Source organism: Micromonospora noduli (genome assembly GCF_003264475.1).
Taxonomy (GTDB): domain Bacteria; phylum Actinomycetota; class Actinomycetes; order Mycobacteriales; family Micromonosporaceae; genus Micromonospora; species Micromonospora noduli.
In genome coordinates this window covers 44988-65507 of the sequence record NZ_PYAC01000041.1, presented here as the reverse complement: position 1 = coordinate 65507, position 20520 = coordinate 44988, and the positions used below count along the sequence as shown (strand labels likewise).

Here is a 20520-nt window from a genome sequence, read left to right as displayed (position 1 = left end):
GTACCCCCCGGGCGATCCGAGGGGTGCCGTTGCGGTGACCGTCCGCTGCGTCGATTCACCGACGATAATGACTGAGCGTGATTGTCAGGCTGACGTGTGGTACGCGAGAACGCCTCGATTGACGGCCGCTATAGCCTGTCGGGCCGTCGACCGCAGCTCCGTTGTGGCACCGCCGGAGTCGGCAATCTGACCAAGCAGGTCGACGACCTGTCGGGCCCACCGGACGAAGTCACCGGCGGGCATCTCACCATCGATCTCGTGACCGCTGCCGAGCACCTTGGCCAGCGCCTCACCCCGGGCCCACCGGTAGACGGGCCAGGCGAAACCGAGATCCGGCTCCCGGGTCGCCGTCAGCCCCCGCGCCGCCTCGTCGGCCTCGATCTCCCCCCACAGCTTCAGCGTCTCGTCCACCGCGTCGGCCACCGGCCCGCGCGGCAGCGACGCCCGCTCGTCGACATCGCGGCGCGCCTCGAACACCACCACAGACACCGCGGCGGCCAGCTCGGCCGGGGACAACCCGTTCCACACCCCCCGGCGCAGGCACTCGGCGACCAGCAGGTCCGCCTCGGTCCAGATCCGGCCCAGCATCCGACCGGCGTCGGTGACCGCGCCGTCGCGGGCGAGGTAGCCACGCTCGGTCAGCAGCGCCACGATCCGGTCGAACGTTCGAGCGAGGGACCCCGTACGACCACTGACGCGCTCACGCAGCTCCTCGGTGTCGCGCTCCAGCCGCCGACGCCGCTCCGCCCAACGGGCGTGCTCCTCACGCTCGGGGCACGCGTGGCACGGGTGGTGACGCAGTTCGGTGCGAAGCTGGGTGATCTGGTGGTCCTCGCCGGTCACCTGCCGGGAACGGCCCCCGCGTCGGCCACCGTGCCGATCCAGGCCGGTGCCGCTGACCTCGGCGGCGAGATCGCGCCGGGCGCCCGGCGACCGGTGGTTGAAGTGCTTGGGCACCCGGATCCGGGCCAACACCTCGGCCGGAGTGGTGAAGTCGCCGGGGCTGACCCGCCCGGCCCAACGGTCCTGGGTGAGCACCAGCGGCCGGGGCTCACCGAACCCACCGGTCGCCGGGTCCAGCACCACGGCCAGCCCGGCCCGCCGCCCCGACGGCACCCGGATCACGTCGCCGACCCGCAGCCGCTCCAGCGAGGCCACCGCGGCAGCCTTGCGCTGGGTCTGCCCCTGCCGGGCGATCGCCTTCTCCCGGTCGGCGATCGCCACCCGCAGCGCGAAGTACTCGTCGAAGTCGCCGTGGTGGCAGGCGGCCTCCGCGCCGTACGCCTCAATGGTCTCGGTGTTGCGCTGCACCTGCCGGGCCAGGCCGACCACCGACCGGTCCGCCTGGAACTGGGCGAACGAGGACTCCAGCAGGGCCCGAGCCGGCTCCGCGCCGACAGTGCCGACCAGGTTCACCGCCATGTTGTACGACGGCCGGAAGCTGGAACGCAGCGGGTAGGTGCGGGTGGACGCAAGCCCGGCCACCTGCCGTGGGTCGGTCTCCGGGGACCACACCACGACGGCGTGCCCCTCCACGTCGATGCCCCGACGGCCGGCGCGCCCGGTGAGCTGGGTGTACTCCCCCGGGGTCAGGTCGACGTGCGCCTCGCCGTTGTACTTGACCAGCCGTTCCAGCACCACGCAGCGGGCCGGCATGTTGATGCCCAGCGCGAGGGTCTCGGTGGCGAAGACCGCCTTGACCAGGCCGCGGACGAACAACTCCTCGACGATCTCCTTGAACACCGGCAGCATGCCGGCGTGGTGGGCGGCCAGGCCGCGTTCCAGGCCGTCCAGCCACTCCCAGTAGCCCAGCACCGTCAGGTCCTCGCCGGGAATGGCGGTGACCCGCGACTCGACGACACGGCGGATCTCGGCCCGCTCCTCCGCCGAGGTGAGCCGCAGCCCGGCGGCGAGACACTGCTGCACTGCTGCGGCGCAACCGGCCCGGCTGAAGATGAACAGGATTGCCGGTAGCAGACCCTCCCGGTCCAGTCGGTCGACGATGTCCGGGCGCGACGGGCCACGCCAGCGCGGGCCACGCCGGCCGGCACCGGGCCCGGCGCTGCGCCCCTCACCCAACTCCAGCCGCCGCGCGGTCTCCCGGGTATAGCGCAGCAGCTCCGGGTGCACGTCGTGCTTGCGGGCGGCGTCGGCGTCGTGGAACAGGTCGAACATCCGCTTGCCGACCAGCATGTGCTGCCACAACGGCACCGGCCGGTGCTCGCTGACCACCACGGCGGTCTCACCGCGCACGGTGACCAGCCAGTCGGCGAACTCCTCGGCGTTGGAGACGGTCGCCGACAACGAGACCAGGGTGACGGAGGCGGGCAGGTGAATGATCACCTCTTCCCAGACCCCACCGCGGAACCGGTCGGCCAGGTAGTGCACCTCGTCCATCACCACGTACGCGAGGCCCTGGAGAGTGCTGGAGCCCGCGTAGAGCATGTTGCGCAGCACCTCGGTGGTCATCACCACCACCGGCGCGTCGCCGTTGATCGCGTTGTCGCCGGTCAGCAGGCCGACCTGCTCGGCGCCGTACCGGGCGACCAGGTCGTGGTACTTCTGGTTGGACAACGCCTTGATCGGCGTGGTGTAGAAGCACTTGCGCCGGGCCGGTGGGGTCGTCGCGTCGGCGGCGGGCACCGGGTCGTCGGGGCGCCCACGCAACGCCAGGTGGACGGCGAACTCCCCGACCACCGTCTTACCGGCGCCGGTGGGAGCGCAGACCAGCACACCGCTGCCCCGCTCCAGCGACTGGCACGCCTCCCGCTGGAAGTCGTCGAGATCGAACCCCAACTCGAGGGCGAACTCGTCCAGCGCCGGAAACTGTGCGGCTTGTGCGGCCTTGCGGCGCGCCGCTGCGTACCGCTCGGCGGGGCTCGACATGGCACCAAGATTAGTGCGTGCCGAGCCATGTCACCCCACAAGGCCGTCCCGAGGCACGGTCGGGGGCGGTCGGTAGGGTGCACGGCGTGCCGGACCATGCCGAACCGCCCCAGACCAGTCCGCCGGGCACCGCCGAGGCGCCCGCCGCCCGCCGGGCGTCCCGACGCCCTGTCAAGGCGGTGCTCTTCGACTTCCACGGCACCCTGGCCCAGGTGGAGGACCCCCAGCGGTGGGTGCTGGAGGCCGCGGCGGCCTGCGGCGTCACCCTGGACCGGGTCCGCGCCACCTCGCTGGCCGACCGACTGCTGACCGCCGGCCGCGCCGGCGGGCCACTGCCGGCACGGGTGCCGCCCCGACTCGCCGAACTGTGGGCCGACCGGGACCTCTACCAACACGCCCACCGGGGCGCGTACACCGGGTTGGCCGAGACCGTCGACGCCGGCATCGACGGCTTCGCCGACGCGCTCTACGAGCGGCTGCTGACCACCGAGGGCTGGCTGCCGTACGCCGACACCGCCCCCACGCTGACCGCGCTGCGCGACGCCGGGGTGCCGGTGGCCGTGGTCAGCAACATCGGCTTCGACCTGCGGCCACACTTCGACTCCTGGGGGCTGACCGACCTGGTCGGCGCGTTCGTGCTCTCCTACGAGGTGGGGCGCTGCAAACCCGACCCGGCGATCTTCTGGCGTGCCTGCGGCATGCTGGGCGTCGACCCGGAGCAGACCCTGATGGTCGGTGACACCCCGGCGGACGCGGGCGCGGTGGCCGCCGGCTGCTCGGTGCTGGTGCTCCCGGCAGCCGAGCCGGGCCGGGAGAACGGGCTGGGCGCGGTGCTCGACCTCGCCCTACCCGGCTGACCGGCGCTGGCCCGACCCGCGCGCACCGTTGGTCACGCCGGTGGACACCGCCGCAGGTTGGCCAGGGCGGACGGCCTACCGTCGTGCCCGTGACCGAGATCCTGCTGCCCACGACGGCGCCGGCCGACACGCCACCAGCCCGGCGCGGTGGCGTCGCCGCCGTGGGGCTGGTGCTCGGCGGGGCCCTGTCGGTGCAGTTCGGCTCCGCCGTGGCCGCGTTGCTCTTCCCGCGTACCGGGGTGGCCGGCGCGGTGACCCTGCGGCTGACCATCTCGGCGGTGCTGCTGCTCGTCGTGTGCCGACCCCGACTGCGCGGACACGACCGGTCGGCCTGGCTCGCGGCCGGCGCGTTCGGGCTGGCGCTGGCCGGCATGAACTCGCTGTTCTACCAGGCCATCGAACGCATCCCGCTGGGCCCGGCGGTGACCCTGGAGGTGCTCGGCCCGTTGGCGCTGTCGGTGTTCTCCGCACGCCGACTGGCCAGCTGGGGCTGGGCGGGTCTCGCGCTGGCCGGGGTGGCGCTGCTCGGGCAGGGCGGCTTCGACCGGCTGGACCCGGTCGGGGTGGCCTTCGCGTTCGGCGCGGGCGCCATGTGGGCCGCGTACATCGTGCTGAGCGCCCGGGTCGGCGGCCGCTTTCCCGGCGCGGACGGGCTGGCCCTGGCGCTGACCCTCGCCGCGCTGGTCACCCTGCCGCTGGGCATCATCGACGGCGGCGCGGTCCTGCTCGACCCGCCGGTGCTGGCGCTCGGCGCCGCCCTCGCGGTGCTCGCCTCCGGGCTGCCCTACACCCTGGAGCTGCTGGCGCTACGGCGGATGCCCACCGCCACCTTCGCGGTGCTGATGAGCCTCGGCCCGGCCGTCGCCACACTCGCCGGGTGGCTGGTGCTGCGGCAGGCGCTGACAGTGCTGGAGTGCGCCGCCATCGTGCTGGTCATCACCGCCAGCATCGGCGCGGTACGGGTCAACGCAGCAGCCGCAGGGCGCCCGGAACCGCGCTGATCGTCACCGGCAGCCGCAGGGAGCGTTCCCCGTCGGCGTACGAGGTGATGCCCTCGGCGGCCAACTCCACGGTGCGAGCCCGGAAACTGCGCACCAGCGGGTGGCTGACGTGGGTGCCCTGGTAGATGCGCGGCTTCACCCGGATCAGGGTCCGCCGGTTGACCCGACCCGCCACCACCACGTCGAGCAGTCCGTCGGTCGGGTCCGCGTCGGGGCAGATCCGCATCCCACCGCCGTACGTGGGGCAGTTGCCCACCGCCACGAGCACCGCGTCCAGGTCGTGCGGCACACCGTCGAGGCGCAGCGTGTAGCGGCGTGGGCGCAGCCGGGCCAACTCGACAAGGATCGCCAGGTCGTACCGGCGCGGGCCGCGGGGCCAGCGCATCCGGTTGGCCCGCTCGTTGACGATCGCGTCGAACCCGGCCGCGAGGACAGCCCCGTACCAGCGCTCGACGCCGTCGGCCCCGACCATCCGGGCCAGGTCGACCGGTTGACTGCGGCCGTCACGCACCGCCTCGGCGATCACCGCCGCCGCAGCGAGGGGGTCGGCCGGGAAGCCGGTGTCCAGGGCGAAGTCGTTGCCGGTGCCGGCCGGGATCGGGCCGAACGGCACGGCGGTGCCGGCGACCGCCTGCAACGCCCGGTGCACCGTGCCGTCCCCACCGACCGCCACCAAAGCGCCAGCGCCGTCGGCGACGGCGGTACGGCACGCCGCCTCCGCCTCTGCGGGGCTGGACGCCGGCAGCAACCGGATCGGCCGTCCGGCGGCGGCCAAGCCGTCCAGCAGCCGGGGCAGCAGCGCGCGGTGCCGTCCACGACCGGCGGTCGGGTTGGCGAGCACGGCGACCGGGCCGGGCAGGTGATCGTCTGCGGTCACGGGCAGCACCGTACCGGTCGGACACCCGCCGTTCACCAGGGGCAGGCGCCGTCACCATCAGTTCCGCCGCCGACGCGGGAGGTGACGCGACGACGCCGCCCCCGGTGAACGGGGACGGCGTCGGTGGACCGGTCGGCGCGGGGCCGTCAGGTCATGTCGTCGTAGCGGCGTTCGATCGGCGCCGGTGGGGCGACCGGTTCGGGTACGCCGATCGGCGCTGTCGAGTCGACCCGCTGCCCGGCCACGACCGGGTCCGCGTCGAACTCCAGCGGCGACACCTCGTCGTCGTCGATGCCGGCGTAGATCTCCTTGCCCCGCCCACGCCGCTTGTCGTTGAGGAAGGCGATGCCCACCGCACCGAAGTAGAGCGCGGAGAGGCAGATCGCCAGGGCCGTCATCCCGAACGGGTCCGGGGTCGGGGTGACCACTGCGGAGAACGCGAAGAACACGAAGATCGCCACGCGCCACCAGCTGAGCAACCGCTTCGCGCTGGCGATGCCCACGAAGTTGAGCATCAGCACGACGAGCGGGAACTCGAAGGCCACACCGAACAACAGGATCAGGTTGGTGACGAAGGAGATGTACTTGGTGATCTCCAGAGTCGTGCTGATCTCGCTGTCCGAGATGCTGAGCAGGAACTCGAGGCCCTTGGCCGTGACGAAGTACGCCAGCACCGCGCCGGCCGCGAACAGCGGCGCGGCGAGGGCGGTGAAGAAGTACGCGTAGCGCCGCTCGTGCCGGTGCAGGCCGGGCGCGATGAACGCCCAGAGCTGGTACAGCCAGATCGGCGCGGCCACGATCAACCCGACCCAGAGCGCGACCTTCAGGTTGAGCAGGAACAGGTCGGCCGGGCCGAGCTGCACGAACTCACACTTGCCGTCGACATATCTGGCCTGCGGCAGGTCACAGTAGGGCTGCTGGAGCAGGTGCAGCACCGGCTTGGCCAACCAGAAACCGAAGCCGAAGCCGATCAGGATCGCCACGGACGCACGGAACAGACGGTTGCGCAGCTCACGGACGTGCTCGATGAGCGTCATCGAGCCGTCGGCGGCCCGCTCGAACGCCTTTGGGCCACGTTTACGCAGTGCGAAGGCCACGGGAGTGGGGCCCTTCGGTCAGTTGTCGCGGACGCGGTGCACCGGGTCGACGACCGGCTGCTGCGGCGGCGCCTGCTGGTACGGGGCCTGCTGCGGCTGACCAGCGAACGGCGCCTGCTGCCCGGCGTGCGGCGGCAGCGGCTGGTAGCCGGCCTGCGCGTCGGCCTTCTCGGCGAGGTCGCGGTCGTCGTCCTGCAGGCTCTTGGTCTCGGCCTTGATGATCCGCAGCGACCGACCCAGCGAGCGGGCCGCGTCGGGGAGCCGCTTCGCACCGAAGAGCAGGATCAGCACAACCACGAGAACAGCGATGTGCCACGGCTTGAGGGCACCCATGAGAAGCTCCAGTCGCTCTGTGTCCGGGAGGTGGTACGCAGCCCATCGTACGTGCGGATCGGCTGCCCGCCACCCGCTGGGTGGTGGTGGTCTGGGCGGGAGGGTGAAGTCTTGACCAACCCGCGATGATCCGTCAACCACCGCCGGGTGCGTACCCGATCAGCCGCGCTTGGCCTTGATCACCGCGAGTCGCCGGGAGGTGGTGTCGAGCCGACGTTGGACTTCCTCGGCACGCTGTTGCAGCGCCTCGGCGGTATCCCGCAGCGCCTCGGCCTCGGCGGCCCGCCGCTGCAACGCCACGGCGGCGCGGCGCAGTCGGGGCAGCCGGGCCAGCACCGGGCGCACGGCCAACGCGAGCGCCACGAGGGGTAGCAGCACCACCGCGAGCACGATCCAGATCAGCACGGCGGTCAGCCTACTGGGTGCGGCCGGCCACCGCCGGGTCACCCGACGGCGCGCGCTGTGGGTCGACCTCGGGCGGCCGGGGCACGGCCGTGGGCGTGGGCACCGCGTACGCGTCCAGCGCTGCGGCCGCCGTCGCCCGCACCTGCTCAGCCAACTCGACCGGGGCGACCACCGTCACCTCCGGGCCGAGGCCCAGCACGAACCGGCGGGCCCACCCCAGGTCGGTGACCCGCAGGGAGACGAGCCACTGGTCGCCGTCGCCGGCCTCCACCCGCTCGCACGGGTAGTACTCGGTGATCCACCGCTCGCCCCGGCCGATGCGCAGGGTGATCAACGGAAGGTCGGCCGAAGGGCGGAACACGCCCTCGGTGAGGTCGTGCGGAACGGCCTGCGGCGGCACCGTGGCCGGCTCGTCCAACTCGGTGACCGCGTCGATCCGGTCGGCACGGAACAGCCGGACGGCCTCCGCGCGCCGACACCACGCCTCCACGTACGCCCGGCCACCGACCATCAGCATCCGCAGCGGGTCGATGACGCGCTCGGTGGTCTCGTCGCGGGCGGCCGTGTAGTAGGTGATCCGCAGGGCCTTGCCGCCCTCCACGGCGGCGCGCAGCGCCTCGACCCGCGGGGTGTCCCCGGGCAACCGGACCGCCACCGGCGCGCCCACCAGGTCGCCCGCGGCCTCGATCTTGGCGAGGGCCCGTTCGACGGCCTCCCGGTTGGCCACCCCGGGCGTCTCGGCCAACATCCGCAGCGCCACCACGAGGGCCAGGGCCTCATCGGGGGTCAGTCGCAACGGCCGGTCGATGCCGGCGTCGTAGGTGATGGTCACCCGGTCACCGTCGAACGCCATGTCGATCAGATCACCGGGGCCGTACCCGGGGAGCCCGCACACCCAGAGCAGCTCCAGGTCCTCCCGGAGCTGGCGCTCGGTGACACCCAGGTCACCGGCCGCCTCGGCGATCTCGATGCCGGGCCGGGCCAGCAGGTAGGGCACCAGGTTGAGCAGTCGGGCCAGCCGGTCGGCGGACGCGCGGGAACCGTTGCGGGCGGCCGGACGGGTCACCGGGCACCCCCGCTGACGGCCAGCTCGTCGTGGCGCACGGCGATCTCCTTGAGTCGTTGGATGACCGCCTCGCGGACCTCCGGTGGGTCGAGGACCCGCACGTCCGGGCCGTAGCCGACGAGATGACCGGCCAGCCCGTCCGGGTCGGCGTACGGCAGGACCAGCCGGTCGCCGTCCGGCCCGGCGGTCACCTCCACCGCCCAACGGCGCAGCCCGGCGGCCCGCCCCGGCGCGGCCAGCACGGTGGCCCGACCGGTGCGCTCCACCGGACCCGACCAGCGGGCCACGTGGCTGATCAGGTCGACGTTGGCCGGCGGCTCGTACGCGCCGGGGGCGCCGGTCACCCGGACCGCGCCGACGACCCGGGACAGCCGGAAGCAGCGGGTCGCCTCCCGGTCCTGGTCGTGGCCGACCACATACCACCGGCCGCGCCAGCAGACCACGCCCCACGGTTGCAGCCGTCGCCGGCTGGGCGCGTCGCGGTCGGGCACCCGGTAGTCGAACCCCACCTCGCGGCGGTCCCGGGCAGCGGCGGTCAGCGGCGCGAACGCCGGGTCGACAGTGACCATCGGCTCCAGGCCGAGGGTCGCCTGCGGGTCCACGTCCACCCCGGCGGCACGCAGCTTGGCCAGCCCCGACGACGCGGCGGCGGCCAACCCGGCGTGCTGCCACAGCCGGGCGGCGATGCCGACCGCTGCGGCCTCGTCCGGTTCGAGGAGGATGTCGGGCAGCGCGTATTCGCGGTGGGCGATCCGGTAGCCGGGCTCGGCGTCGAAGGCGCTCGCCGTGCCGGTCTCCAGTGGCACACCCAGCTCACGCAGCTCGGCCTTGTCCCGTTCGAACTTGCGCTGGAACGCCTCGTGGTCGCGCGCGTCGTCCGGATCGTGCTCGTAACCGGGCACGGTCGCGGCGATCTGCGCGGCGGTCAGGAACCGTCGCGTGGACAGCAGGCAGATCACCAGGTTGACCAGGCGTTCGGTGCGGGTCCGCGACACGCGGTAGACGCTAGCAGCCGACCCGCCCACACCGTGCACCCACGGCGGGCGTGCCGCACACTTGTTCGGATCGGGCCTCCCCCGGCGCGTCGCCGTCCGCGGTCATAGGGTGATCCTCATGTCGCAAGCGGACGCCAGGCCCGAGAGCGAGAGCGTCGGCACCGTCGTCGTCGCCGGCGCCGCCAACCTCGCCATCGCGGTCGCCAAGCTGATCGCCGGGCTGATCTCCGGATCAGCCGCGATGCTCTCCGAGGCGGCGCACTCGGTCGCCGACACCACCACCGAGGTGCTGCTCTTCCAGGCGCTGCGCCGCGGCGCCCGCCCGGCCGACCAGCGACGCCCCTTCGGGTACGGCAAGGAAAGCTACGTCTGGGCGTTCTTCGCGGCCATGTTCACGTTCGTCGCCGGCGCCGGTTTCGCCGTCACCCACGGCGTCACCACGATCCTGGTGCACGAACACAGCGGCGACTACCTCATCTCGTACATCGTGCTCGGGGTGTCGTTCGTCATCGAGTCGATCTCACTGGCCCGGGCGGTGCGGCAGGTCCGCCGCGAGTCGCAGCGCTGGCGGACCACGCCGCGGCGGTTCCTGCGGCTGACCGCCGACACCACCGTCAAGGCCGTCTTCCTGGAGGACAGCGCGGCGCTGATCGGTCTGGTGCTGGCCGGGCTCGGCGTCGGCCTGTCGCACGCCACCGGCGACGAGGTGTGGGACGGCGTCGCGTCGATCCTGATCGGGCTCCTGCTGCTGGCGGTCGCCGGGGTCCTCGCCGCCAACAACCTGTCGCTGCTGGTCGGCCGGGCCGTCCCGGAGCGGCTGCGCCACGAGATCGAGCAGGATCTGGCCGGGCTGCCCGAGGTGGAGCGCATCGACACCCTGTTGACAATGCAGCTCGGCCCGCAGGACATCCTGGTCGCCGCGAAGGTCGACTTCCGCGACGAGGCCACCGGCGCGCAGATCGAGGCCACCGCCGACGAGGCCGAGCGGCGGCTCACGAACCGGTACCCGGAGATCAGGTTCGTCTTCCTCGACCCGACCCGTTCGATGCCGGGCGCCACCGGCACCGCCCGGCACACCCAGGCCGGGCCGAGCCCGGACGCCGGCGGCCCCGAGCCGACCTGACCCACACCCGGGCGCGGACCGCCACGCCCGCGCGGCTAGCGTGCCCGTCATGGTGCGATGGCGTACGGGGACGGTGGCGACGCTGCGACGGCAGTGGACCGGGGCGGTGGAGCTGGACGTCGACCTGCCCGACGGCACGCGGATGCGGGCGCTGGCCTACCCGGAGCTGGTCGGCACGCCCGAGCCCGGCGACCGGGTGCTGCTCAACGCCGGCGCGCTGCTGATGGGCCTGGGCACCGGCGGGTACGCCCTGGTGGTCGCCCTGCCGGACCGGCTGCCGCCGGACCCGCCGGACGTCGCCGACACCCGCGACGCCGGGCACCTGGTCAAGGCCCGCTACACGCCGTTGCAGCCGATCCTCCTCGGCGTCGACGAGGATGCCTCTCCGCACCGCGACGTGCTGGCCGACGCGGACGACCTCGGCGGCCTGCCGGTGGTCACCGCCGACCTGCACTCGGCGCTCCCGGCGATCCTGGCCGGCATCCGGGCCGACGCCCCGCAGGCGCGGGTGGCGTACCTGCTCACCGACGGCGGGGCGCTGCCCGCCTGGTTCTCCCGCACCCTCGCCGGGCTGCGGGCCGAGCTGGCCGGCACGATCACCGTCGGGCAGGCGTTCGGTGGCGACCTGGAGGCCACCACCCTGCACGGCGGTCTGCTCGCCGCCCGGTACGTGCTGAACGCGGACGTGGCGATCGTGGCGCAAGGACCGGGCAACCTGGGCACCGGCACCCGGTGGGGCTTCTCCGGCGTCGCCGTGGGCGAGGCGGTCAACGCGATCGCCACGCTGGGCGGAAAGCCGGTCGGCTCGTTGCGCATCTCCGACGCCGACCCCCGCCCCCGACACCGGGGCGTGTCCCACCACAGCCTCACCGCGTACGGTCGGGTGGCGCTCGCCCCGGCGGAGCTGGTGGTGCCCGAGGACCTGGCGCCGTCCCTCGCGGCCGAGGTGCACGCGGCGCTGGCGCCCCTGGAGGAACGGCACCGGATCGTCCGGGTGCTCACCGACGGTCTGGACGCCGCGCTGCGGGCCAGCGCCGTACCCCTGTCCACCATGGGCCGTGGCCTCGACGCCGACCGCGCGTACTTCCTGGCGGCAGCCGCCGCCGGCCGCCACGCCGTAACCCTCCTCCCCTGACCCCCGGGCCCCGGCCCCGCACCCGGTTGATCATGAAGTTATTGCCCGTCGCCCCGGCGTGTCATGGCAATAACGTCATGATCAACGCGAGCTGGGGCGGGGCAGGGGGGAGGGGGAAGGGTGGGGGGTTAGGCCAGGAAGATCAGGGCTAGCCAGCCGCCCACGATGAGCACCAGCGCCAGGGCCAGCACCCAGGTCGGCACCGTGTATTCACCGCGCCGGTTACGGTCGATCTCGGCGCGGATCTTCTCCCGCCGGCGTTCGATCCAGTTCTGCCGCTCGGTGCCGCGCTCGGGGCGGTCGGAAGGTCCAGAAGTCGTCATGGCGCGCTCAGCTTAACCGCTCAGCGCGCCGGGCTGACCGGCCCCGTCGGCGCAGCGCACCGACGGGGCCGGCGACCGGTCACATGCTGGCGATCAGCCGCTCCACCCGCTCGTCGTACGCCCGGAACGGGTCCTTGCAGAGCACGGTGCGCTGCGCCTGGTCGTTGAGCTTCAGGTGCACCCAGTCGACGGTGAAGTCCCGGCGCTTCTCCTGGGCGTGCCGGATGAACTCGCCCCGCAGCCGGGCCCGGGTGGTCTGCGGCGGGGTCTCCTTGGCCTCGAAGATCTCCGGGTCGGTGGCCACCCGGTCGACCTCGCCGCGGCGCTCCAGGAGCCCGTAGAGGCCCCGGCCGCGGCGCACGTCGTGGTAGGCCAGATCCATCTGCGCCACCCGGGGGTGCGACAGCGGCAGGTCGTGCTTGCGCTGGTAGCGCTCGATCAGCCGCAGCTTGCTGACCCAGTCGATCTCCCGGGAGACCGGCTCCAGGTCGCCAGTCTCCACCGCGTTGAGCACCCGGCCCCACAGCTCGACGACCCGCTTGGCGGCCTGGTCGCCACCGCGTCGCTCGACGAACTCGGTGGCCTTGGCGAGGTATTCCTGCTGGATGTCCAGGGCGCTGACCTCCTTGCCGTTGGCCAACCGCACCTTGCGCCGGCCGGTGATGTCGTGCGACACCTCCCGGATGGCCCGGATCGGGTTCTCCAGGGACAGGTCGCGCATCACCACCCCGGCCTCGATCATCCGCAGCACGATGTCGGCGGTGCCGACCTTGAGCAGCGTGGTGACCTCGTTCATGTTTGAGTCACCGACGATCACGTGCAGCCGCCGGTAGCGCTCGGCGTCAGCGTGCGGCTCGTCCCGGGTGTTGATGATCGGGCGGCTGCGGGTGGTCGCCGAGGAGACGCCCTCCCAGATGTGCTCGGCCCGCTGCGAAAGGCAGTAGACCGCGCCGCGTGGGGTTTGCAGGACCTTGCCGGCCCCGCAGATCAACTGCCGGGTGACCAGGAACGGGATGAGCACGTCGGCGAGCCGGCCGAACTCGCCGTGCCGGGAGACCAGGTAGTTCTCGTGGCAGCCGTACGAGTTGCCGGCCGAATCGGTGTTGTTCTTGAACAGGTAGATCTCACCCGCGATGCCCTCGTCGTGCAGCCGCTTCTCCGCGTCGACGAGCAGGCCCTCCAGGATCCGCTCGCCGGCCCGGTCGTGGGCGACGAGATCGGTCACCGAGTCGCACTCCGGTGTCGCGTACTCCGGATGCGACCCGACGTCCAGGTAGAGCCGGGCCCCATTGCGCAGGAAGACATTGCTCGACCGACCCCAGGACACCACGCGACGGAACAGATACCGCGCGACCTCGTCCGGGGACAGCCGCCGCTGCCCGCGATAGGTGCAGGTGACGCCGTACTCGGTCTCGAGGCCGAAGATTCGCCGCTCCATGGTGTGACATTAGCCGCCCGGAGGCCCGGTTCGTCACTGTCAGACCACAGGTCGTGCCCCGAGCGCGGTCACATACCGGTTGAGTGCGACATTCCGTCCGGACCGAGGCTCGCCACGAACCGCCGGCAGCTGTCGTACTCCGGAAGCAGGCCCCGCTCGCGCGCCTGCGCCAGAGTCGGCGCCGCGTCGTCGCGTGCGGACAGCTTTGGAACGTCGGCGGGCCACTCGATGCCCAACTCCTCGTCCAGCGGGTGCACAGCGTGCTCGCCGGTCGGGTTGTAGGTGGCCGAGCAGAGATAGCTCAACGTCGCGTCGTCGGTCAACGCGCAGAACCCGTGCCCCAGCCCCTCGCTGAGGTAGACCGCCCGACGGTCGGTGTCGTCCAGTCGGACGCCCTCCCAACGACCGAAGGTCGGCGAGCCCACCCGCAGGTCCACGATCACGTCGAGGACCGCGCCCCGCACACAGGTGACGTACTTGGCCTGGCCGGGCGGGACGTCGGCGAAGTGGACGCCGCGCACCACGCCACGCGCGGAGACCGACAGGTTGGCCTGGGCCAGCCGCAGCGGATGCCCCACCACCTCGGCGAGCTTGTCGAAGCGGTACCACTCCATGAACATGCCGCGCGGGTCACCGTGCTGCTGGGGGGTGATCTCCCAGGCACCCTCGATGCTCAGCTCCCGGATCTTCACCAGGAACCCCCGTCGTCGCCGGCCTTGTCGCTGAGCAGACCGAGCAGGTAGTTGCCATAACCGCTCTTGGTCAGCGGCTCGGCGAGCGCACGCAGCTGCGCGTCGTCGATCAGGCCGGCCCGCCAGGCAACCTCCTCGACGCAACCGATCTTGAGGCCCTGCCGCTCCTCGACCACCCGGACGAACTCGGCGGCCTGCATCATCGAGGTGAACGTGCCGGTGTCCAGCCAGGCGGTGCCCCGATCCAGCACCGTCACCGCCAGCTCCCCGGTCTCCCGGTACACCTCGTTGACCGCCGTGATCTCCAGCTCGCCGCGGGCGCTCGGGGTGAGCTTGCGGGCGATGTCGACCACCCGGTTGTCGTAGAAGTAGAGGCCGGGCACCGCGTAGCGGGACTTCGGGCGGGCCGGCTTCTCCTCGATCGAGAGCACCCGACCGTCGGCGTCGAAGTCGACCACGCCGTACTCCTGCGGGTTGGCCACCTGATAGGCGAAGACCCGCCCGCCGACCGGGTCACCGTGGTCGGCGAGCTGCCGACCCAGACCCACGCCGTGGAAGATGTTGTCGCCGAGGACCAACGCCACCGACTCGGTGCCGATGAAGTCCGCGCCGAGGATGAACGCCTGCGCGATGCCCTCCGGGCGCTCCTGGCTGACGTACTCCAGCCGCAGCCCGAACTGGCTGCCGTCGCCGAGCAGCCGACGGAACTGGTCCTGGTCGTCCGGAGTCGTGATCACCAGGATCTCCCGGACCCCGGACATCACCAGGGTGGAGAGCGGGTAATAGATCATCGGCTTGTCGAAGACCGGCATCAGCTGCTTCGAGACCGCCCGGGTGATCGGCCAGAGCCGGGACCCGGTGCCGCCGGCAAGTAGGATTCCGCGCATCGGGGAAGCCTAACCGCACCCGGACACGTTGTGCGGGGGTCGCATACCAGGAGCCGCGCCGTCCGTCGCGTATACTTCCGGACCCGTGAGGATCCTCGTCACCGGCGGAGCCGGATTCATCGGGTCGGAGTACGTTCGTCTGCTGCTGGGCAAGCCCCTCGGCAGTGCGGACGGCGTGCCGCCACTCGAGCCGGCCGTCGTGACCGTACTGGACAAGCTGACCTACTCGGGCAACCTGGCCAACCTTGAGCCCGTCCGCGACGACCCGCGACTGCGGTTCGTGCAGGGCGACATCTGCGACCCGGTCGTGGTCGACGAGGTGGTGGCCGAGCACGACGTGATCGTGCACTTCGCCGCCGAGTCACACGTCGACCGCTCGATCGCGGGCGCCGCGCCGTTCGTCACCACCAACGTGCTGGGCACCCAGACGCTGCTCGACGCGGCGCTGCGCCACGGCACCGGCCGGTTCGTGCACGTCTCCACCGACGAGGTCTACGGCTCGATCGACGAGGGCTCCTGGACCGAGACCTGGCCCCTCGCCCCCAACTCGCCGTACTCGGCATCCAAGGCCGGCTCCGACCTGCTCGCGCTGTCGTACCACCGCACCCACGGCATGGACGTGGTCGTCACGCGCTGCTCCAACAACTACGGCCCGTACCAGTTCCCCGAGAAGGTCATCCCGCTGTTCGTCAGCAACCTGCTCGACGGCGGCACCGTCCCCCTCTACGGCGACGGCGGCAACATCCGTGACTGGCTGCACGTGCACGACCACTGCCGGGGCATCGCGCTCGTCCAGCAGAAGGGCCGCGCCGGTGAGGTCTACAACATCGGCGGCGGCACCGAGCTGACCAACAAGGAACTCACCGGCCTGCTCCTGGACGCCTGCGGCGCCGGGTGGGACCGGGTCGTCCCGGTCACCGACCGCAAGGGCCACGACCGCCGGTACTCCCTCGACATCACCAAGATCAGCGAAGAGCTCGGCTACCACCCCAGCATCACCCTGGACCAGGGCCTCGCCGACACCGTCCGCTGGTACCGGGACAACCGCAGCTGGTGGGAACCCCTCAAGTCCGCGCCGACCGCATGACCCGAATCCTCGTCACCGGCGCGGGCGGGATGCTCGGCCGGGACCTGATCACCGTGCTGGGTGCACGGCCCGACCTCAAGGTGACCGCCGCCACCCGCACCGACCTGGACGTCACCGACCGCGCGGCGGTCCACGCCGCCGTCGCCGGGCACGACCTAGTGATCAACGCGGCCGCGTGGACCAACGTCGACGCCGCCGAGGCCGACGAGGCCGCGGCGACCGCCATCAACGGCCACGCCGTGGCCAACCTGGCCGCGGCGTGCGCCACCGACGGAACCCGGCTGATCCAGGTCTCCACCGACTACGTCCTCGCCGGCAACGCGGACACCCCGTACCCGGAGGACGCGCCCACCGCGCCGGTCAACGCCTACGGGCGCGGCAAGCTGGTCGGCGAACAGGCCGTCGCGCGGCTGCTGCCCGACACCGGGTACGTCGTGCGCACCGCCTGGCTCTACGGCGCGCACGGCCCGAACTTCGTGGCCACCATGCTCCGACTCGCCACCCAGCGCGAACACCTCGACGTTGTCGACGACCAACACGGCCAACCCACCTGGTCGTACGCGCTCGCCGAGCGGCTCGTCGCGCTCGCCGACGCCGCGCTGGCCGGTCACGCGACGCCCGGCGTCTACCACGGCACCTGCGCCGGGCAGACGACCTGGTACGGGCTTGCCCGCGCCGCGTTCACGCTGGCCGGACTGGACCCGGACCGGATCCGACCCACCACCAGCGACCGGTATCCGCGTCCCGCCCCCCGGCCTGCGTACAGTGTGCTAGGGCACAGCCGCTGGGCAGCCGTGGGTCTGCCCGCGCTTCCAGACTGGCACCGCGCCCTGGTTGACGCGTTCCACTCCCCCGCTCCACCCGCCCCGTGGAAGGTCGCATGAAGCTCACCCTCGTCACCGGCCTGACCGGCCTGCTGCTCCTCGGCACCATCGTCGAGCTGTTGCGCCGCCGTCAGCTGCGCGAGAAGTACGGCATGCTCTGGCTCGCCGTACTGATCATCGTGATTCCGCTGTCCCTTTTCCCCCGGCTGCTCGACAACGTCGCCGAACTCCTCGGCGTCGCCTCCGGTGTCAGCCTGGTGCTCTTCCTCGGCATCGTCTTCCTGCTGCTGGTGTGCGTACACCTGAGCTGGGAGGTCAGTGCCCTGGAAGAAGAGACCCGCACCCTGGCCGAAGACTTCGCCCTGCTGCGCGCTGAAATCGACGCGGACCGGGCAGCCCGAGACGAACTGGTGTCGACCGATGGTTAACGGCAAGCGCACACTGATCATCATCCCGGCTCTCAACGAGTCGGGCTCGATCGCCGACGTCGTCGGCGAGGTCCGTGGCGAACTGCCCGGCGTCGACGTGCTCGTCGTCGACGACGGCTCCACCGATCGCACCGCCGCCGTCGCCGCCGCCGCCGGAGCCCTGGTCGCCAAACTGCCGTACAACCTCGGCGTTGGTGGGGCCATGCGCCTCGGCTACCGCTACGCCCGGGACCACGACTACGACGTCGCCATCCAGATCGACGCCGACGGCCAGCACGACCCCCGGTACGTGCCGAAGCTCGTCGACCTGCTCGACGACAACGACCTCGTCATCGGCGCCCGCTTCGCCGGTGAGGGCGACTACAACGTCCGCGGCCCCCGCCGCTGGGCGATGGTGATGCTCTCCGCCGTGCTGTCCCGGGTCGCCCGCACCAAGCTCACCGACACCACCTCCGGCTTCCGGGCCGCCAACCGGCGGGTCATCGAGATGTTCGCCGGCTGGTACCCGGCCGAGTACCTCGGCGACACGGTGGAGACCCTTGTGCACACCGCCCGCCGCGGCTACCGCATCCGCCAGGTGCCGGTCGCCATGCGCAAGCGGATGGCTGGCACACCCAGCCACTCCCCCGCCAAGGCGATGGTCTACCTCGGCCGCGCGTTCGCCGTTCTCACGCTGGCGCTCATCCGCCGGTGATCCGACGGCTACTGAGCCTGGTCCCGCCCGGCACCGTCGCTGTCGGTGCCGGGCTGGCCCTTCTCGGGCTCGCCTCCTACGTTCACCTCGCAGTCGCCGGCCACAGCCTCAGCCAGGCCGACTACTCGTCCCTGTCGGTGCTCTGGTCGATCGTGTTCACCCTCGGCATCGGCGTGTTCATGCCGATCGAGCAGGAGGTCGCCCGGGTCGTCGCCGCCCGACACAGCCAGGGCCTGCCCCCCGGGCCGGTACTGGCCCGCGGCGTCACCGTCGCCGCCGTGATGCTCGCGGTGCTGGTGTTGGCCGTCACCATCGGCCGTCAACCGCTCGCCGACAAGCTCTTCGCCGGTGACGGCAACCTGGTCACAGTGCTGATCGGCGCGCTCGCCGCGATGGCCGTCGCCTACGCCACCCGAGGCGTCCTCTCCGGCCTGCAACTGTTCCCCTGGTATGGCGCTCAACTCGGGATCGACGGCGGCCTGCGGATCATCATGGTCGCCCTGCTCGGGCTGGCCGGAGTGACGTCACCCGTCTGGTACGGGCTCGTGCTCGTCGCCGCCCCACTGGTCAGCGTCCTGCTCACCCTGCCGCCGGTGCTGCGCGCCATCGGCGGAGGCCCGCCGGTGGCCTGGGCCACCCTGCTACGCGGCCTCGGCCTGCTCACCGCCTCCAGCCTGCTCTCCCAGGTCGTGGTGAACATCGGCGTGATCAACGTGCAGCTACTCGCCCCCTCCGACGCGGCGGCCGCTGGCGCACTGCTCTCCGCCCTCGTGCTGGTCCGCATCCCCCTGTTCGTCTTCGGCTCCCTACAGGCGTCACTGCTGCCCGGCCTGGCCACCACCGCCACCACCGGCGACCAGGCCGGCTTCCACAGCCTGCTGCGCCGGGCGCTCGGCATCGTCACCGCACTCGGCCTCACCGGCGCCCTCGGCGCCGTGCTGCTCGGCCCATGGCTGGTCGGCACCCTCTTCGACGCACCCGGCGTTCTCGGCCACGGCGACTTTGCCTGGTTGGCGGCCGCCACGCTCGCCTACCTGTGGGCGATGGTGCTCGGTCAGGCCCTACTCGCCCTCGACCGGCACCGCGCCCAGGCCCTCGCCTGGACCGCCGGCGTCGCCGCCCTGATCGCCGTGACGCTGATCCCGGCTCCGGTCACCCTGCGAGTCGAACTGGCGTACACCATCGGCTCCGTCATCGTGGCCGCCACCATGGCGATGCTGCTGCGCGGCGGCGTCCGCCGACCCACCACCCCCACCCGGCCGCTCGCCGAGGCCGTCGCCCCTGCCGCATCCGGAGGCATCCGATGACCCGACCCCGGGTGAGCGCCGTCATGCTCGCCTACGGCCCGGAGCCCTACCTCGTCGACGCCGCCCATGCGGTGCTGGCCAGCACCGACGTCGAGATCGACCTCATCGTCGTCGACAACGGCTGCACCGGGGACGGCATCGACATCGTCAAGGGCCTCCCCGGGGTGCGGGTGATCCGACCGGAGGAGAACACCGGCTACTCCGGCGGCTGCCGGGTCGGCGCGGCCGAGGCCACCGGTGACTGGCTCGCGTTCGTCAACTCCGATGCCGTCGTCGCACCCGACGCCCTGGCCAAGACCACCGCCGTAGCCGCCGAAGCGGGCGTCGGCGCGGCCATGGCGTCCATCCGGTTGGCCGACACCCCCGAGCTGATCAACACCAGCGGCAACCCGCTGCACTTCACCGGCCTCTCCTGGGCCGGCGGCAACGGCGAACCGGCCAGCAACCACGCCGAGCGGCGGGCCGTACCCTCCCTCAGCGGCTGCTGCTTCGTGATCAGCCGGCAGCTCTGGCGCGAGCTCGACGGCTTCGCCGCCGAATACTTCGCGTACCACGAGGACACCGAACTCAGCCTGCGACTGTGGCAGCGTGGACTACGCCTGGAGTACGTGCCGGACGCCGTCGTGCGTCACCACTACGAGTTCTCCCGCAACGCCCTGAAGCTCTACCTGGTCGAGCGCAACCGACTGGTCACCCTGCTCACCGCCTACGAGGCGCGGACACTCGTGGTGCTCGCCCCGGCACTGCTACTCACCGAGGCCGCCATGCTCACCGCCGCGGTCGTCGGCGGCTGGTCCCGGCAGAAGCTGCGGGGTTGGGGCTGGTTGTGGCGCAACCGCGACTGGGTTCGCGGCCGTCGACGGCAGCTACAGGCCGAACGCCGGGTGCCGGACGGGGTCATCGCGGAGCTGATGACCGGTCGGGTCACCCCGTCCGGTGTGCCGACCACGCCCGGCCTGGGCGCGTTCAACGCCGTCGCCGGCGGTTACTGGGCCCTGGCCCGGCCCCTGCTGCGCCGAGGATGACCGCTGGTGCCGGGCCCCGGACACGGGCCCGGCACCAGCG

Annotated in this window: 21 protein-coding genes; 10 read left to right on the top strand and 11 right to left on the bottom strand. The window is 72.2% G+C overall.

Translation table 11 applies throughout. The features are described 5' to 3' along the window. Positions 1-84 precede the first annotated feature (84 nt). A complete protein-coding gene (locus MED15_RS27830) occupies positions 85-2886 on the bottom strand; it encodes a DEAD/DEAH box helicase (RefSeq protein ID WP_112601110.1) in 2802 nt (933 codons plus the stop codon). A gap of 86 nt (positions 2887-2972) precedes the next feature. Between MED15_RS27830 and MED15_RS27825 the strand changes: the two genes are divergently transcribed. Both MED15_RS27825 and MED15_RS27820 read left to right on the top strand, forming a co-directional pair. Further along, complete coding sequence (locus MED15_RS27825) at positions 2973-3743, top strand: HAD family hydrolase (protein WP_112587894.1); 771 nt, start codon at positions 2973-2975, stop codon at positions 3741-3743. Positions 3744-3826: 83 nt separating this feature from the next. Next, positions 3827-4744 carry an EamA family transporter gene (locus MED15_RS27820; protein ID WP_112699258.1) on the top strand — a complete coding sequence of 306 codons (918 nt, stop codon included), beginning with the start codon at positions 3827-3829 and terminating at the stop codon, positions 4742-4744. Here MED15_RS27820 and MED15_RS27815 read toward each other — a convergent pair. The 6 genes from MED15_RS27815 to MED15_RS27790 all read right to left on the bottom strand — a co-directional run bounded on the left by MED15_RS27815 (position 4707) and on the right by MED15_RS27790 (position 9517). Continuing rightward, entirely contained in the window at positions 4707-5630 is a 924-nt protein-coding gene (locus MED15_RS27815) for a diacylglycerol kinase (protein WP_112726422.1), read from the bottom strand. The genes MED15_RS27820 and MED15_RS27815 overlap by 38 nt on opposite strands. A 137-nt stretch (positions 5631-5767) precedes the next feature. Then, positions 5768-6718 carry a twin-arginine translocase subunit TatC gene (gene tatC / locus MED15_RS27810; RefSeq protein WP_112638572.1) on the bottom strand — a complete coding sequence of 317 codons (951 nt, stop codon included), beginning with the start codon at positions 6716-6718 and terminating at the stop codon, positions 5768-5770. Positions 6719-6736: 18 nt separating this feature from the next. Next, positions 6737-7051 carry a Sec-independent protein translocase subunit TatA gene (tatA, locus tag MED15_RS27805; RefSeq protein WP_112587298.1) on the bottom strand — a complete coding sequence of 105 codons (315 nt, stop codon included), beginning with the start codon at positions 7049-7051 and terminating at the stop codon, positions 6737-6739. Between the two features lie 159 nt (positions 7052-7210). Beyond that, the gene (locus tag MED15_RS27800; RefSeq protein ID WP_112726421.1) at positions 7211-7456 is read right to left on the bottom strand and encodes a hypothetical protein; all 246 of its coding nucleotides are present in this window, start codon (positions 7454-7456) and stop codon (positions 7211-7213) included. 10 nt (positions 7457-7466) lie between these two features. Next, positions 7467-8522 carry a helix-turn-helix transcriptional regulator gene (locus MED15_RS27795; RefSeq protein WP_244220616.1) on the bottom strand — a complete coding sequence of 352 codons (1056 nt, stop codon included), beginning with the start codon at positions 8520-8522 and terminating at the stop codon, positions 7467-7469. Further along, the gene (locus MED15_RS27790) at positions 8519-9517 is read right to left on the bottom strand and encodes a helix-turn-helix transcriptional regulator (protein WP_091408906.1); all 999 of its coding nucleotides are present in this window, start codon (positions 9515-9517) and stop codon (positions 8519-8521) included. The genes MED15_RS27795 and MED15_RS27790 overlap by 4 nt, the downstream gene beginning before the upstream one ends. 118 nt (positions 9518-9635) lie before the next feature. On the opposite strand from MED15_RS27790, the gene MED15_RS27785 reads away from it, so the two are divergent. Together MED15_RS27785 and MED15_RS27780 are read left to right on the top strand one after the other, a co-directional pair. Continuing rightward, positions 9636-10640 (top strand): cation diffusion facilitator family transporter, encoded by a 1005-nt coding sequence (locus MED15_RS27785; protein ID WP_112587300.1) that lies wholly within the window; start codon positions 9636-9638, stop codon positions 10638-10640. 49 nt (positions 10641-10689) lie between these two features. Beyond that, entirely contained in the window at positions 10690-11775 is a 1086-nt protein-coding gene (locus tag MED15_RS27780; protein WP_112587302.1) for a DUF3866 family protein, read from the top strand. Between the two features lie 128 nt (positions 11776-11903). On the opposite strand, the gene MED15_RS27775 is transcribed toward MED15_RS27780, so the two are convergent. The 4 genes from MED15_RS27775 to rfbA all read right to left on the bottom strand — a co-directional run bounded on the left by MED15_RS27775 (position 11904) and on the right by rfbA (position 15115). After that, positions 11904-12098 carry a hypothetical protein gene (locus MED15_RS27775; protein ID WP_091408694.1) on the bottom strand — a complete coding sequence of 65 codons (195 nt, stop codon included), beginning with the start codon at positions 12096-12098 and terminating at the stop codon, positions 11904-11906. Positions 12099-12177: 79 nt separating this feature from the next. Next, the gene (pafA, locus tag MED15_RS27770; protein ID WP_088989658.1) at positions 12178-13536 is read right to left on the bottom strand and encodes a Pup--protein ligase; all 1359 of its coding nucleotides are present in this window, start codon (positions 13534-13536) and stop codon (positions 12178-12180) included. A 68-nt stretch (positions 13537-13604) separates the two neighbouring features. Then, complete coding sequence (gene rfbC, locus MED15_RS27765; RefSeq protein ID WP_112699261.1) at positions 13605-14228, bottom strand: dTDP-4-dehydrorhamnose 3,5-epimerase; 624 nt, start codon at positions 14226-14228, stop codon at positions 13605-13607. Continuing rightward, entirely contained in the window at positions 14225-15115 is an 891-nt protein-coding gene (gene rfbA, locus MED15_RS27760; RefSeq protein WP_112587307.1) for a glucose-1-phosphate thymidylyltransferase RfbA, read from the bottom strand. Before rfbA ends, rfbC begins: the two co-directional genes overlap by 4 nt. 85 nt (positions 15116-15200) lie before the next feature. Here rfbA and rfbB point away from each other — a divergent pair, with 85 nt between their 5' ends. Genes rfbB through MED15_RS27730 form a run of 6 tightly spaced genes read left to right on the top strand, consistent with a single transcriptional unit; the run spans position 15201 to position 20480 of the window. Continuing rightward, positions 15201-16202 carry a dTDP-glucose 4,6-dehydratase gene (gene rfbB, locus MED15_RS27755; RefSeq protein WP_112587309.1) on the top strand — a complete coding sequence of 334 codons (1002 nt, stop codon included), beginning with the start codon at positions 15201-15203 and terminating at the stop codon, positions 16200-16202. Next, positions 16199-17086: a dTDP-4-dehydrorhamnose reductase gene (gene rfbD / locus MED15_RS27750; RefSeq protein ID WP_112587311.1), complete on the top strand. Its 888-nt coding sequence runs from the start codon at positions 16199-16201 to the stop codon at positions 17084-17086. The genes rfbB and rfbD overlap by 4 nt, the downstream gene beginning before the upstream one ends. Then, entirely contained in the window at positions 17083-17454 is a 372-nt protein-coding gene (locus tag MED15_RS27745) for a DUF2304 domain-containing protein (RefSeq protein ID WP_112587313.1), read from the top strand. The genes rfbD and MED15_RS27745 overlap by 4 nt, the downstream gene beginning before the upstream one ends. Next, positions 17447-18148 (top strand): glycosyltransferase family 2 protein, encoded by a 702-nt coding sequence (locus MED15_RS27740; protein WP_112587315.1) that lies wholly within the window; start codon positions 17447-17449, stop codon positions 18146-18148. Before MED15_RS27745 ends, MED15_RS27740 begins: the two co-directional genes overlap by 8 nt. Further along, positions 18145-19455, top strand: a complete 1311-nt coding sequence (locus tag MED15_RS27735; RefSeq protein WP_112587318.1) for a lipopolysaccharide biosynthesis protein — start codon at positions 18145-18147, stop codon at positions 19453-19455. Before MED15_RS27740 ends, MED15_RS27735 begins: the two co-directional genes overlap by 4 nt. Then, the gene (locus MED15_RS27730) at positions 19452-20480 is read left to right on the top strand and encodes a glycosyltransferase family 2 protein (RefSeq protein WP_112587320.1); all 1029 of its coding nucleotides are present in this window, start codon (positions 19452-19454) and stop codon (positions 20478-20480) included. The genes MED15_RS27735 and MED15_RS27730 overlap by 4 nt, the downstream gene beginning before the upstream one ends. Positions 20481-20520 lie beyond the last annotated feature (40 nt).